Origin of the sequence: Stenotrophomonas sp. SORGH_AS_0321, from assembly GCF_031453215.1 — a bacterium.
Lineage (GTDB): Bacteria > Pseudomonadota > Gammaproteobacteria > Xanthomonadales > Xanthomonadaceae > Stenotrophomonas > Stenotrophomonas chelatiphaga.
Genome location: NZ_JAVIZG010000001.1, coordinates 1,717,928 through 1,731,329 on the forward strand (window position 1 = coordinate 1,717,928; position 13,402 = coordinate 1,731,329).

Sequence of the window (13,402 nt, forward strand, 5' to 3'; positions counted from 1 at the left end):
TTCTGTCCGGGCAGGCGCCCGATTCAGGCGCCCGGCAGCGGATCCACGTGCCCGCACGCGCTGCAGGTGCGCAGCTGCAGGTCGCCCTGGTAGCGGGCGAACACCTTCGGCAGGTCGGTTTCGATGTTCTGCAGGGTGAACCACTCTTCATGCAGCTTGTGGTTGCAGCGCTCGCAGTGCCACACCACGCCGTCGCGTTCGTGCGGCAGCCGCTTGCGTTCCACCACCAGCCCGATGCCGCCCGCGGGGCGGCGCGGTGAGTGCGGCACGTTGCCCGGCAGCAGGAAGATCTCGCCGGCGCGGATCGGGATGTCCCGGACCTGGCCGTCTTCCTGCACCTTCAGCACCATCTCGCCTTCCAGCTGGTAGAACCACTCCGGGCCTTCGTCGATGTGGAAATCGGTGCGCGAATTCGGGCCGCCGACCACCATCACGATGAAGTCGCCGTCCTCGATCATCTTGTTGCCGACCGGCGGCTTCAACAGGTGCCGGTGTTCTTCGACCCAGCCCATCAGGTTGATCGGTGAAGCAAGCATGCGGATGCTCCGGTTGACGGTCAGTCGCGCTTGCCTTTGCGCGGGACGAAGGACAGCGCTTTTTCATAACCCGGCTGCAGGGCTTCCGGGCTGTCGACGTCGATACCCATCTCGCGCACGCGGCCATCGCGCAGGCTGTATACCCAGCCGTGGACGGTCAGCTTCTGGCCACGCGCCCACGCATCACGCACGATGGTCGACTGGCAGGCGTTGGCCACCTGCTCGATGACGTTCAGTTCGCACAGCCGCGCGTGGCGCAGCTCCGGGTCGTCGATCGCATCGAGGATGGCGGCGTGCTTCTGGGCCACGTCGCCGACATGCCGCAGCCAGTTGTCGGCCAGGCCGACGCGTACGTTGTTGAGGCTGGCGTGCACGCCGCCGCAGCCGTAATGGCCCACGATCAGGATGTGCTTCACCTTCAGCTGGTCCACCGCGTACTGGATGACGCTCAGGCAGTTCAGGTCGGTGTGGGCGACCACGTTGGCCACGTTGCGATGCACGAAGACTTCGCCCGGTGCCATGCCGATGATCTGGTTGGCGGGTACGCGTGAATCGGAACAGCCGATCCACAGGTATTCCGGATGCTGCTGGGTCGACAGCCTGTGGAAGAACTCAGGATCTTCCTGCTGGATCCGGTCGGCCCAGTCGCGGTTGTTCTGCAGCAGTTTGAAGACGTCTTTCATGCAAGGTCCCTGACGGTGTGTGGGGGCAAGGCGCGGCGTCGGGCCGCGTCGTCGCGGGAAGGGAGGGGGGGCAGTCGCGCGCCGTACCGGGCGCGTCCAGGAAGCGGCGCATCCAGTGCGCCAGCTCGTGTGATGCAGGCGAGGGCAGCTGTTCCAGTTCGGCGATCACCGCCTGCTGGTTGGCCACCGGGTGGTTCTGGCTGAGCTTCATCTTCAGCTGCACGGTGTCCACCACGAAGCGGAAGCCGAATGGCCTCCTTGTCCGGATACCACGAGGCCGACACATACCCGTGCGGACCGTCGACCAGCACCTTGGCCAGACCGTCGCGGCGCGATTGCGGATTGGCCCTGGCCCAGTGCCCGCGCAGCTCGATCGCCTGTCCCTGGCGGCGGTACAGCACCGGCAGCCGGGTCAGTTCGGGCAGGCCATCGTCACCGGTGGTGAGCAGGGTGATGAACGCATCGCGGGCAAACAGCGCGTCCAGCCACTGCAGGTCGGTTTCGGCGAAGGCGCGCGGGGTGAACATGCGCTCAGACCGTGCGGCCCAGCGACTGCACCATCAAGCCACGCAGGCCTTCATCGGTGCTGGCCCTGGGCGGCTGCACTTCATGCAGCGAAAACCCACGCACCAGCGCGTCTTCTTCGTCCAGCCCGTCGTATTCCACGAACTCGGCATCGAACAGCTGCGCGCGCGCGGTGTCTTCACCGTCGTAGCTCAACGTGTTGCCGTCACTGTCCAGCACTTCGGCGGTGCCGGCCGGGCGGATGCGCAGGCGCGCCCAGATCAGCGTGTTGCCCAGGCTGGCCAGCCACCAGCTGTCCTGCGGAAGGGAGTCGTCATTCATTTGATGATTACCAGATCGACGCCAGCCAGAGCAGGGCGGCCATGCCCAGTCCGGCCAGCAGGGTCAGCAGCGATACCCAGGCCGGTGTCGCCAGCCCGGAAAGCGAACGGTCCGGCTGCGCGCGGTAGTCACGCCGCAACAGCCAGGCCAGTGCTTCGGGCTTGAGGAAGGCACCGCTGCCGAAGCGCTGCGACAGCGCCGGATGGCGGTCGCGCAGGTGCACCAGGGTCAGCGGCCAGAAGATCACGAAGGCACTGAACCCGGCGATCGCCACGCCAAAGAAACACAGCGCGAAGAACAGGGTCATGGTTGCGGTACCTCCGTGGGTGCAGGGGGATCAGAAGTCGGCGTTGCCCGGCGCGCGCGGGTAGGCGATCGCATCGCGGATGTTGGACAGCCCGCAGACGTACACCACCAGGCGCTCGAAGCCGAGGCCGAAGCCGGCGTGCGGCACCGAACCGTAGCGGCGGAAGTCGCGGTACCAGCCGTAATGCTCGCGGTCCAGGCCGAACTGCGCCATGCGTGCATCCAGCACGTCCAGGCGCTCTTCGCGCTGGCTGCCGCCGATGATCTCGCCGATGCCCGGCGCCAGCACGTCCATCGCGGCAACGGTCTTGCCGTCGTCGTTCAGGCGCATGTAGAACGCCTTGATGTGCTCGGGGTAGTTGGTCACCACCACCGGGCGGCCGATGTGTTCTTCGGTCAGCCAGCGCTCGTGCTCGGTCTGCAGGTCCAGGCCCCATTCCACCGGGAAATCGAACTTCCGGCCGGAGTTCTGCAGCAGCTTCACCGCTTCGGTGTAGTCGATCTGCTCGAACGGCGCATTGATGAAGTTCTCCAGCTTGCTGATCGCGTTCTTGTCCACGCGTTCGGCCAGGAAGGCCAGATCGTCGCCGCGTTCGTCCAGCACCGCGCGGAACAGGTACTTCAGGAATTCTTCGGCCAGCCGCGCGTCTTCAGCCAGGTCGGCGAAGGCGATTTCCGGCTCGATCATCCAGAACTCGGCCAGGTGGCGGGTGGTGTTGCTGTTTTCGGCACGGAAGGTCGGGCCGAAGGTGTAGACCTTGCTCAGCGCCAGGCAGTAGGCCTCCACGTTCAGCTGGCCGGACACGGTCAGGAAGGTCTCCTTGCCGAAGAAATCGCGGCTGAAGTCGACCTCGCCACGCTCGGTGCGTGGCAGGTTGACCATGTCCAGGGTGGAGACACGGAACATCTGGCCGGCGCCTTCGGCGTCGGAGGTGGTGATGATCGGCGTGCTGATCCAGTTGAACCCGTTCTGGTGGAAGAACCGGTGCACGGCCTGGGACAGGCAGTTGCGGATGCGGGTGACCGCGCCGAACAGGTTGGTGCGCGGGCGCAGGTGCGCCACTTCGCGCAGGAACTCCGGCGACATCGGCTTTGGCTGGATGGGGTAGGTCAGCGGGTCTTCGACCCAGCCGACCACTTCCACGTCGATGGCCTGGATTTCGAAGGACTGGCCCTTGCCCTGCGACTTCACCAGGGTGCCCTTGGCGATCAGCGAACAGCCGCTGGTCAGGCGCTTGACCTCATCGAAGTTGGCCAGCGATTCAGCTGCCACCACCTGGATCGGGGCGAAGCAGGAGCCGTCGGTGACGTTGATGAAGGCAAGATTCGCCGAGCCACGCACCGTGCGCACCCAGCCGCGTACCGTGACTTCGCCGCCTTCCGGGATCTTCCCGGCAAGCGCATGTTCAACGCTGACCACCGTCATGACTTGAATCCTCTGCTGATCGACTCGATCTGTGAATTCGAAGTTTACCGGTTGCAGCGTTCCGCTTGCGAGGCATTTCTACTGCCCCGGTGGCCTTTATACTCGTCTCGTACCTTCGTGGAGCTCCATCATGGCCGTCAGCCTGACCCCAGTAGCCTTTGAGCGCGTCCAGCGCTTCGTCGCCCAGACCCCCGGGGCCTTGGGGCTGCGCTTCGGCGTGACCCGCACCGGTTGCTCGGGCTGGGGCCACGTGACCGATCTGGCGCGTGACGAGCGCGAGGGCGACAGTGTGTTCGACCAGCAGGGGGTGCGCATCTACGTGGACGCGCAGAGCCTGCCGCTGGTGGATGGCACGGTGATCGACTTCGGCAAGCACGGCCTGAGCGAGACCTTCACCTTCAGGAACCCGAATGCAGCGGCCGAATGCGGCTGCGGTGAGAGCTTCACCACGGACGAGTCCCACCGCTGAGGCCTCGGTTTCCGGCCTGCGGTCGGCTCGCCATGGCGCAACAGCAATGGCAACGGCACAAGCAAAGGCAACAGCCTGCTGGGCTGGGTGTTGGCGGGGCGGGATGGCTGTGCAGGACACGCCGCAAGTACGTCCATGTAGGGTCGCTTTTCGCATCCATGCGAAAAGACGGTCCTGCCCAGCCATCCCGCCCCGCCTTCGACAGGTCCATGGCGGCCGTGGAACCTTCGGCGCTACCGCTTTTCTTTATTCTTTATCACGCGGCGGGCCGCCACCGGAACCCGTCAGGGGCCGGGCCGGGAGGCTGTGCGGGGCCTTGAGCGGCAGGAGCCGCGAAGAGCCACATGGACGTACTTGTGCGTGCCCCGCACAGCCTCCCGGCTCGGCCAACCCTCAGATGCAGTCCGAAAGCAGCCCGCCGCGAGGGGGTTTCACCCGTTCGACGCACCCACTGCCAGCGACCCGGAACCGCGCCGGCGCTCGATCACCACCGAAACGCCCCACATCAGCAGGCCGACCGCTGCCGTGGCGGCCCCCACGTAGCCGGTGGACGCGTAACCGAACCCGCCGCCGATGGCCATGCCACCCAGCCACGGGCCCAGCGCGTTGGCGGTATTGAAGGCCGCATGGTTCGACGCGGCGGCCAGCGTCTGGGCCTCGCCGGCAGCGTCCATCAGGCGGGTCTGCAGGGCCACGGCCAGCGCCCCCATGGTGCCCACGGCGATGATCGCCGGCACCATCGCCCAGGGCGAGTGCGCAGCCAGCGGGAACAGCAGCAGGACCACCACCGACCACGCCAGCAGCACGCCGGCGGCGCGGAACTGCAGGCGATCCACCAGCCAGCCGCCCAGCATGTTGCCGATGATCGCGCCCACGCCGAACAGGCCGACCGCCGCAGGCATCCAGCGTTCGTTGATGCCGGTGACGTTGACCAGCGTGGGTGCCAGGTAGGTGAACACGCAGAACATGCCGGCAAAACCGATCGAACCGATCGCCAGCGCCAGCCAGACCTGCGTGGTGTTGAACGCGCGGAGCTCCCGCATCGGGCTGGTGCGGACCTCATTCGGGTCCGGCGCCAGGTGCCGCGACACCATCACCACCGTCGCCAGCGCCAACAGGCTGACCAGCGCGAAGGCGGTGCGCCAGGTGAACTGCTGGCCCAGCCAGGTAGTGAGCGGGTTGCCGACCAGGATCGCGATCGACAGGCCCAGCAGCACCTTGGACACCGCTGCGCCGCGCTGTGCGGGCGGGCTGATCGATGCCGCCACCAGCATCGCCACGCCGAAGTAGGCGCCGTGCGGCAGGCCGGCGACGAAGCGCGCCAGCAGCATGGTGTGGTAGTTCGGGGCCAGCGCGCTGGCCAGGTTGCCGATGGCGTAGAAACCCATCAGGCCCAGCAGCAGGCTGCGGCGGCTGATGCCGGCGCCGGCGAAGGCCAGCACCGGCGCGCCCACCACCACGCCGATGGCATAGGCGCTGATCAGATGGCCGACCTGTGCCTCGGTGATCGACAGCCCGCGGCTGATGTCCAACATCAGGCCCATGCTGGCGAACTCGCTGGTGCCGATGGCGAATCCGCCCAGCGACAGGGCCAGCAGGATGAAAGTGCGCTGGCGGGGCGACAGCACGGCGGCCAGCGCGGACGTGGCGACCGGGGGAGGGGACGGGTTCACAGGAAAATCCGGGACATGTAATCGATTGCAGATTGTACTGCTGCAGCGCAGCACAGTCGCCCGTTCTGCGTCCTGCCGGCTGAACGCTGTATTTCTTCCCGCCCAAGTGTTCCCCCGGCACGCATGACGCCCGCCGAGCAGGGCTTGGCGCTACCGGACCGGGATCTGTCAGGGGTCGGGCGGTGGGGCTGGGCGGGGGCGTTGAGCGCCATGGATGGCGCGAAACGAGGCCCGCAGGATGCGGCTCCTGCCGTCCCCCCGCCCGGCCTCGCATCGGCTCAACTTGCCTCGGTCAGGGCCAGCAGGCATAATTGGCGGCTTCCTGCGCCCAGCGTAGGAACCCTTGCCCCACCGCCGTCATCACCGCGGGGGGCTGTCCGGCCGAAACGGCCACATCCGAAAGGTATATAAACATGAGTCGTCATTACGAAATCGTGTTCCTGGTCCACCCGGATCAGAGCGAGCAGGTCCCGGCCATGATCGAGCGCTACAAGTCGCTCGTCGAGAACGGCAACGGCACCATCCACCGTCTGGAAGACTGGGGCCGTCGTCAGCTGGCTTACCCGATCCAGAATCTGGTGAAGGCCCACTACGTCATGCTCAACATCGAAGTTGACCAGGCCGTGCTGAGCGAGCTGGTGGAAAGCTTCCGCTTCAACGACGCCGTGCTGCGCAACCTGGTCGTCAAGCGCGATGGCCCGGATACCGAGCAGTCGCTGATCATGAAGAGCAAGGACGAGAAGGGTGACAAGCCCGAGCGTGGCGAGCGTCGTCGTCGTGACGACGAAGAAGGTGAAACCACCCCCGCCGCTGACAACGATGCCGGCGACGACGCCGCTTCGGCCGCTTAAGGAGCACTGACATGTCCAAGTTCTTCCGTCGCCGCAAGTTCTGCAAGTTCACCGCCGAAGGCGTGAAAGAGATCGACTACAAGGATCTCAACACCCTGCGCCAGTACCTGACCGAGAACGGCAAGATCGTGCCGAGCCGCGTCACCGGCACCAAGTCGAAGTACCAGCGCCAGCTGGCAACGGCCGTCAAGCGCGCCCGTTTCCTGGCCCTGATCCCGTACACCGACAACCACGACATCTGATGCTGGCGGGCGGCTTCGCGCCGCCCTCCCGCACTGATATTCGGACAGCCATCCGCTGCGGGGCCCGGCCTCGCTAACGAATACATTCTGGAGTAACACCATGCAGCTGATCCTTCTGCAGAAAGTCACCAACCTCGGCAACCTCGGCGACCTGGTCGACGTGAAGCCGGGCTACGGCCGCAACTTCCTCGTGCCGCAGGGCAAGGCCGTGCCGGCCACCGAGAGCAACAAGGCTGAGTTCGAAGCCAAGCGCGCCGAATACGAAGCCAAGGCCGAGTCGATCCACTCCGACGCCGAAGCCCGCAAGGCCAAGCTGGAAGGCAAGTCCGTGACCATCGCGGCCAATGCTTCCACCGAAGGCAAGCTGTACGGTTCGGTTGGCGCGCGCGAAATCGCCGAAGCCTTCACCGCTGCTGGCCTGCCGGTCAACAAGAGCGAAGTCATCCTGGGCGAAGGCGCCTTCCGCAACATTGGCGAGTACGACGTCCTGGTGCACCTGCACGCCGACGTTGAGACCACCGTCAAGGTCGTGGTTGAAGCCGAAAAGGCCTGATCCCGCGCCGCAAGGCATGGAATCGCCAGAACGGGCGCCCGCAGGGGCGCCCGTTTTGTTTTGGGGCGGGCCGGTCCCTGCGTAGAACACGGCCACATCGGTATACTCGGTGCATTACGCCCGGCCGACGACCCTGATCCCAGCCGGATCAAGGGGTTGGCGGGTAAATGCAGGCCTCATAACGGCCCCGGCCCGGAAACCCTATGCGTCTTTCCACGATCAAGCTGTCCGGCTTCAAGTCCTTCGTCGATCCCACCACGCTGCACCTGCCGACCAACATGACCGGCGTGGTCGGACCGAACGGCTGTGGAAAGTCCAACATCATCGATGCCGTGCGCTGGGTGATGGGCGAAAGTTCGGCCAGCCGCCTGCGCGGTGACTCGCTGACCGATGTGATCTTCTCCGGTTCTGCCGCGCGCAAGCCGGTATCGCAGGCCACCGTCGAGCTGATCTTCGACAACAGCGACCACACCATTTCCGGTGAGTACGCCTCGTTTCAACGAGATATCGGTCAAGCGTACCGTCAGCCGCGATGGCAGCAGCAACTATTACCTCAATGGCACCAAGTGCCGTCGCCGCGACATCACCGACCTGTTCCTGGGTACCGGGCTGGGCCCGCGCAGCTACTCGATCATCGAACAGGGGATGATCAGCCAGATCATCGAAGCGCGTCCGGAAGACCTTCGTGTCTACCTGGAAGAGGCCGCCGGCATCTCCAAGTACAAGGAAAGGCGCAAGGAAACCGAGACCCGCATCCGCCACACCCGCGAGAACCTGGACCGGCTCGGTGACCTGCGCGATGAGATCGGCAAGCAGCTGGAACACCTCAAGCGACAGGCGCGCCAGGCCGAGCAGTACCAGACCCTGCAGGAAGAGCGCCGGGTCAAGGATGCCGAATGGAAAGCGCTGGAGTTCCGTGGCCTGGATGGCCGGCTGGGCAAACTGCGCGAGGGCCTGTCACAGGAAGAGACCCGCCTGCAGCAGCTGATCGCCGAACAGCGCGACGCTGAATCCCGCATCGAAACCGCGCGCGTGCGTCGCGAGGAATCGGCCGAGGCGCTCAATGCCGCGCAGGCCGAGGTCTACCAGGTGGGCAGCATGCTGGCCCGGCTGGAACAGCAGATACAGCACCAGCGCGAACTGTCGCAGCGCCTGCACAAGGCGCGCGATGAAACCCAGCAGGCGCTGGCCGAGCTGGGCCAGCACATCAGCGGCGACGAAGCCAGGTTGATGGTGCTGCGCGAAGCGGTGGACGCGGCCACCCCGCAGCTGGAACAACTGCAGGAAGAAAACGAGATCAAGCAGGACAGCCTGCGCGAAGCCGAGGCCCGGCTGGGTGACTGGCAGGCGCGCTGGGAGCAGCACAGCAGCCAGAGTTCGGAGGCGTCGCGTTCCGGCGATGTCGAACGGACCCGCGTGGACTACCTGGACCGGCAGGTGCTGGAGGCCGAGCGTCGTCGTGAAACGCTGCAGTCCGAGCGCGCCGGCCTGGACGTGGATGCGCTGGAAGCGGCCTTCGAGCAGCTGCACATCCAGCACGACACGCAGAAGACCGCACTGGATGAGCTGGGCGAACAGGTGGAACTGCGCAAGCAGGAGGTCACCGCCGTGCAGGAGCGCCAGCGCGCCGCGCAGAACGAACTGGCCGAGCTGCGCAAACAGGCCAACGGCGTGCGCGGCCGGTTGTCGTCGCTGGAAACCCTGCAGCAGGCCGCACTCGGCCAGGAGCAGGGTGCGGCAGTGGCCTGGCTGAAGGCGCGCGGGCTGGATTCGGCAAGCCGGGTGGGCGAGCGGCTGAAGGTTGAAGCGGGCTGGGAAAACGCCGTTGAAAGTGCGCTGGGTCAGTTGATCGAAGGCGTGCTGGTGCAGGCGCCGGAACAGCTGGTGGATGCGCTGGGTGAACTGGGTGATGGCCGCATCGCGCTGGTGGCCGACGAGGAAGCGCCGTTGCAGGTGGCCTCGACATCGCTTGCCGCCAAGGTGCAGGGGCCGGTGGCGATCCGCCGTCTGCTGGCCCGCCTGCACGCGGCCGAAGACCTGGAGCAGGCGCGTGCGCTGCAGGCGTCGCTGGGTGAAGGCGATTCGGTGATCACCCGCGAGGGTGAGCGCCTGGGCGCCGGCTGGGTGCGGGTATCGCGCTCGGGTGCGGCCAGGCAGGGCGCGCTGCTGCGCGAGCGGGAGATCAACACGCTGCGCGAACAGATCGAACAGCTGCAGCAGCGCGAGGCCGAACTGGAGCAGTTGCTGGGTGGCTTACGTGACCAGCTGCTTGCCGCCGAACAGCAGCGCGAAGATGTGCAACGTGCCGTGTACCAGGCACACCGCGGCGTGTCCGAGCTGGCTGGCCAGCTGCAGGGACAGCAGGGCAAGCTGGAATCGGCGCGCAGCCGCATCGACCGCATCGAAGGCGAGCTGGTGCAGCTGATGGAAACCCTGGAGCTCAACCGCGAGCAGGTGCGCGAGGCGCGCGGCCGGCTGGAGGATGCGGTCAGCAGCATGGGCGACCTGGAGTCGACCCGGCAGGCGCTGGAGAACGAGCGCCGGCAGCTGACCGAGGCCCGCGATCGCGCCCGCGATGCGGCCCGCAGCGTGCGCGAAGCCGCCCATTCGCTGGCGCTGACGCTGGAATCGCAGCGTGCCCAGGTGGCCTCGCTGAGCCAGGCGCTGGAACGCATGAGCAACCAGCGCGGCCAGCTGGATTCGCGCCTCGGCGAGCTGCACGCGCAGCTGGACGAGGGCGATACCCCGGTGGAATCGCTGCAGGCCGAACACCAGCATGCGCTGGAAGAGCGGGTCCGCGCCGATGGCATGCTCTCGCAGGCGCGTTCGCTGCTGGATGGCATCGACGTGGAACTGCGCGAACTGGAGCAGACCCGGCACAAGCGTGACGAACAGGCGCTGGCGCAGCGCGAGCGCATTTCGCAGCGCCGGCTGGACCAGCAGGCGCTGGTGCTGAACGCCGAGCAGCTGCAGGCGGCGGTGGAAAAGGCCGGTTTCGTGCTGCAGGAGGTCATCCAGACCCTGCCCGAAGACGCCCGCCTGGGCGACTGGGAGCAGACCGTGCAGCAGATCGATACCCGCATGCGCCGGCTGGAACCGGTCAACCTGGCCGCCATCCAGGAATACGGCGAGGCATCGCAGCGTTCGGAGTACCTGGATGCGCAGAACCTGGACCTGAATACCGCGCTGGAGACGCTGGAAGATGCGATCCGCAAGATCGACCGCGAAACCCGCGGCCGCTTCAAGGACACCTTCGATCGGGTCAACGCCGGCGTGCAGGCGCTGTATCCGCGGCTGTTCGGCGGTGGCCATGCCTACCTGGAGCTGACCGGCGAGGATCTGCTGGATACCGGCGTGACCATCATGGCGCGGCCGCCGGGCAAGCGCGTTTCCAGCATTTCCCTGCTGTCCGGCGGTGAGAAGGCGATGACCGCGGTGGCGCTGGTGTTCGCGATCTTCCAGCTCAACCCGGCCCCGTTCTGCCTGCTCGACGAGGTGGACGCGCCGCTGGACGAAGCCAATGTCGGCCGCCTGGCCAACATGGTCAAGGAGATGAGCGAGAAGGTGCAGTTCCTGTTCGTCAGCCACAACAAGGCGACGATGGAGGCGGCGCACCAGCTGTCCGGCGTCACCATGCGCGAACCCGGCGTGAGTCGCTTGGTCAGCGTCGACCTGGAAGAGGCGGCGCGGCTGGCCGGGGCGGCCTGATACACCGCGTGCACGGGGGATTGGTGCATTATTCGCGCCACCCCCGGTGCAAGACGACCTGCATCGTGCCATTCTTGTCTGAACGTATTTAGCCGGAGACCCAACCGAATGTCCGACACCGCACTGCTGCGCATCGGCATCCTTACCGCCGGCCTGCTGCTGATCGCTGCGATCCTGTTGTTCGGCCGGCCCAGGAAGAAGAGCCAGGGACGCCGCGTCGAAGGCGATGCCGGCGCTGACGGCGCCCAGCGTCGCGAGCCCGTACTCGGCGGTGGCGTCGATGCGCCCGGCGAGGAACCGCGCAACCCCGCCGTTGACGGCGAGCCCGCTGAACCCGGGTTGGCAGAGGCGGAAGCGAACGCCAACAGTGACCTCGGCAAGCGCGCCAGCCAGGATTTCGACAAGATCGTTTCACTGTTCGTGGCCGCCCGTGCCGGCGAGCAGCTGCGTGGCGAAGACATCGTGGTGGCGGCGGAAAAGACCGGGCTGGTGTTCGGCCACATGAACGTCTTCCACCGGCTTGTCGAAGGCTACCCCGAACGTGGCCCGATCTTTTCGATGGCCAGCATCATGAAGCCGGGCAGCTTCGACATGGGCACCATCCGCGAGATGGAAACCCCGGCAATCGCCTTCTTCCTGACCCTGCCGGCGCCGCTGACCGCGCTCGACGCCTGGGAAAAGATGCTGCCGACCGTGCAGCGCATGGCCGAACTGCTGGATGCGGTGGTGCTGGATGACAGCCGCAACGCGCTCGGGCGCCAGCGCATCGCGCATATCCGCGACGACCTGCGCGCCTATGATCGCCAGCACCAGGCGCCACCGCTGACCAAGACGCCACGCTGGTAGACCACGCGGCGCCGCCGGATGACGGCGGCGCCGATACCGCAGCTTGGCCGGCGTTTATTGCCCGGCCACGATGGCGAAGGCGTCGCGGAAGCGTTCCATCTCCGCTTCGCTACCCACGGTGATCCGCACCCGCTGTGGCCAGATCGGCCAGCTACGGCCGATCACCACGCCCTGTGCTTTCATCGCGGCAACCCACTCGGCGCCATTGCGGCCGACGTCGACCATGAAGCAGTTGGCTTCGGACGGGATGCAGGCAAAGCCACGTTTTCCCAGCCAGGCGATCGTCGCCTGCCGTACCTGCGCATTCTGCAGTCGGCGCTGCGGCACCAGCAGGGGGTCGCGCAGGCTGGCCAGTCCGGCTGCCAGCGCGGGCACCGGCAACGGGTTGTCGCCCAGCGTCGCCAGTTCCGCCAGCCGCGCCGGTGCGGCGATCGCCACGCCCAGTCGCAGCCCGGCCATGCCATACAGCTTGAAAAACGTACGCAGTACGATCAGGTCATCGCGCTTGCCGGCTTCGCCGGCCAATGAAGCCTGTTCGCTGTACTGCAGATAGGCCTCGTCCAGCAGCACGCGGGTGGCCGCCGGCTTGTTGGCCAGCAGCCAGTCCAGGTCCGCGCGCGGGGTGATCGAGCCGGTGGGGTTGTTCGGATTGCAGATGTAGATCAGGCCGGTTGGCTGCTGCCTGGCGGCGTCGACCATCGCCCGCACGTCATGCGCGCCATCCGCGCGCAGGGCGATGCGCTGCACGAGCGCGCCACGCGCGGCGGCCATCTCGCCCAGGGTTTCAAAGGTCGGATCGGCGGTCACCAGCGCGGCCTCCGGGCCGGTCCACAGCAGCGCCGCCCGGTTGAGCGGTTCACTGGAGCCGGGGAACAGGCGCACCTGCTTCGGATCCAGCTGCTCGCCGTGAGGGAAGGCATCGCGCAGTTCGCCGGCGAGGGCGAACTGATAGCGGCCGCTGGCGGCCACGCTGTCGCGGGCTGCCTGCTGCGCCGCGGGTGACGGTCCATACGGGCATTCGTTGAAATTGAGCAGGATCGGCGCGGGATCGCTTCGGGCCGGCGATGCGGCGAGCGGCCGGGGCGTGCCGGCGACGGCGGCAAGCGGGTTGCCGGCCAGCGCCAGGCCGGTGCCGGCCAGCTGCAGGAAGCGCCGTCGGGAAGTGGGCAGGGGCACGCAGGTCATCCGGCAGGGGAGGTCATCGCACGCTAGCGCCGGGCGCTGCGTGCTGCAAGCGGATCCCGGCGCGGCCAGCACGCGCCG

At 66.8% G+C, this 13,402-nt stretch carries 12 protein-coding genes and 2 pseudogenes; 6 read left to right on the forward strand and 8 right to left on the reverse strand.

Going from position 1 to position 13,402, the window contains the following annotated elements:
* Positions 1 to 23: 23 nt before the first annotated feature.
* The 6 genes and pseudogenes from QE373_RS07490 to asnS form a co-directional block, all read right to left on the reverse strand.
* Positions 24 to 536, reverse strand: coding sequence for a 3-hydroxyanthranilate 3,4-dioxygenase (locus QE373_RS07490; protein WP_057507930.1), 513 nt, complete (start codon positions 534 to 536; stop codon positions 24 to 26).
* Positions 537 to 556: 20 nt separating this feature from the next.
* A complete protein-coding gene (can, locus tag QE373_RS07495; RefSeq protein WP_057507929.1) occupies positions 557 to 1,219 on the reverse strand; it encodes a carbonate dehydratase in 663 nt (220 codons plus the stop codon).
* A 91-nt stretch (positions 1,220 to 1,310) separates the two neighbouring features.
* Positions 1,311 to 1,746, reverse strand: a pseudogene (locus QE373_RS07500) (FMN-binding negative transcriptional regulator); the annotation flags it as partial.
* Between the two features lie 4 nt (positions 1,747 to 1,750).
* Entirely contained in the window at positions 1,751 to 2,065 is a 315-nt protein-coding gene (locus QE373_RS07505; RefSeq protein ID WP_057507927.1) for a hypothetical protein, read from the reverse strand.
* Between the two features lie 7 nt (positions 2,066 to 2,072).
* Complete coding sequence (locus QE373_RS07510; protein WP_042614896.1) at positions 2,073 to 2,372, reverse strand: hypothetical protein; 300 nt, start codon at positions 2,370 to 2,372, stop codon at positions 2,073 to 2,075.
* A 30-nt stretch (positions 2,373 to 2,402) separates the two neighbouring features.
* Positions 2,403 to 3,797 (reverse strand): asparagine--tRNA ligase, encoded by a 1,395-nt coding sequence (asnS, locus tag QE373_RS07515; RefSeq protein ID WP_309685158.1) that lies wholly within the window; start codon positions 3,795 to 3,797, stop codon positions 2,403 to 2,405.
* A gap of 130 nt (positions 3,798 to 3,927) precedes the next feature.
* On the opposite strand from asnS, the gene QE373_RS07520 reads away from it, so the two are divergent.
* Positions 3,928 to 4,266 carry an iron-sulfur cluster assembly accessory protein gene (locus QE373_RS07520; protein ID WP_309685160.1) on the forward strand — a complete coding sequence of 113 codons (339 nt, stop codon included), beginning with the start codon at positions 3,928 to 3,930 and terminating at the stop codon, positions 4,264 to 4,266.
* A gap of 431 nt (positions 4,267 to 4,697) precedes the next feature.
* Here the strand turns inward: QE373_RS07520 and QE373_RS07525 are convergent, their stop codons facing one another.
* Positions 4,698 to 5,903, reverse strand: a complete 1,206-nt coding sequence (locus tag QE373_RS07525; protein ID WP_309689631.1) for an MFS transporter — start codon at positions 5,901 to 5,903, stop codon at positions 4,698 to 4,700.
* A gap of 449 nt (positions 5,904 to 6,352) precedes the next feature.
* Between QE373_RS07525 and rpsF the strand changes: the two genes are divergently transcribed.
* From rpsF to zipA, 5 genes and pseudogenes are all read left to right on the forward strand, one after another.
* On the forward strand, positions 6,353 to 6,790 hold the full coding sequence (gene rpsF, locus QE373_RS07530; protein ID WP_057508603.1) for a 30S ribosomal protein S6: 438 nt from the start codon (positions 6,353 to 6,355) through the stop codon (positions 6,788 to 6,790).
* Positions 6,791 to 6,801: 11 nt separating this feature from the next.
* Positions 6,802 to 7,032: a 30S ribosomal protein S18 gene (gene rpsR, locus QE373_RS07535; protein WP_005926280.1), complete on the forward strand. Its 231-nt coding sequence runs from the start codon at positions 6,802 to 6,804 to the stop codon at positions 7,030 to 7,032.
* Between the two features lie 100 nt (positions 7,033 to 7,132).
* Positions 7,133 to 7,585 carry a 50S ribosomal protein L9 gene (gene rplI / locus QE373_RS07540; RefSeq protein ID WP_057508602.1) on the forward strand — a complete coding sequence of 151 codons (453 nt, stop codon included), beginning with the start codon at positions 7,133 to 7,135 and terminating at the stop codon, positions 7,583 to 7,585.
* 203 nt (positions 7,586 to 7,788) lie between these two features.
* A pseudogene (smc, locus tag QE373_RS07545) lies at positions 7,789 to 11,293 on the forward strand (chromosome segregation protein SMC).
* A gap of 108 nt (positions 11,294 to 11,401) precedes the next feature.
* Complete coding sequence (gene zipA / locus QE373_RS07550; protein ID WP_123698736.1) at positions 11,402 to 12,139, forward strand: cell division protein ZipA; 738 nt, start codon at positions 11,402 to 11,404, stop codon at positions 12,137 to 12,139.
* A gap of 54 nt (positions 12,140 to 12,193) precedes the next feature.
* Here the strand turns inward: zipA and QE373_RS07555 are convergent, their stop codons facing one another.
* Positions 12,194 to 13,315 carry a pyridoxal phosphate-dependent aminotransferase gene (locus tag QE373_RS07555; RefSeq protein WP_309685168.1) on the reverse strand — a complete coding sequence of 374 codons (1,122 nt, stop codon included), beginning with the start codon at positions 13,313 to 13,315 and terminating at the stop codon, positions 12,194 to 12,196.
* Positions 13,316 to 13,402 lie beyond the last annotated feature (87 nt).

Coding starts and splice junctions, on each gene's coding strand:
- can (WP_057507929.1), bottom strand. CDS start 1,219: ATGAAAGACGTCTTCAAACTGCTGCAGAACAACCGCGACTGGGCCGAC.
- rplI (WP_057508602.1), top strand. CDS start 7,133: ATGCAGCTGATCCTTCTGCAGAAAGTCACCAACCTCGGCAACCTCGGC.
- rpsR (WP_005926280.1), top strand. CDS start 6,802: ATGTCCAAGTTCTTCCGTCGCCGCAAGTTCTGCAAGTTCACCGCCGAA.
- QE373_RS07490 (WP_057507930.1), bottom strand. CDS start 536: ATGCTTGCTTCACCGATCAACCTGATGGGCTGGGTCGAAGAACACCGG.
- asnS (WP_309685158.1), bottom strand. CDS start 3,797: ATGACGGTGGTCAGCGTTGAACATGCGCTTGCCGGGAAGATCCCGGAA.
- zipA (WP_123698736.1), top strand. CDS start 11,402: ATGTCCGACACCGCACTGCTGCGCATCGGCATCCTTACCGCCGGCCTG.
- QE373_RS07510 (WP_042614896.1), bottom strand. CDS start 2,372: ATGACCCTGTTCTTCGCGCTGTGTTTCTTTGGCGTGGCGATCGCCGGG.
- QE373_RS07520 (WP_309685160.1), top strand. CDS start 3,928: ATGGCCGTCAGCCTGACCCCAGTAGCCTTTGAGCGCGTCCAGCGCTTC.
- rpsF (WP_057508603.1), top strand. CDS start 6,353: ATGAGTCGTCATTACGAAATCGTGTTCCTGGTCCACCCGGATCAGAGC.
- QE373_RS07505 (WP_057507927.1), bottom strand. CDS start 2,065: ATGAATGACGACTCCCTTCCGCAGGACAGCTGGTGGCTGGCCAGCCTG.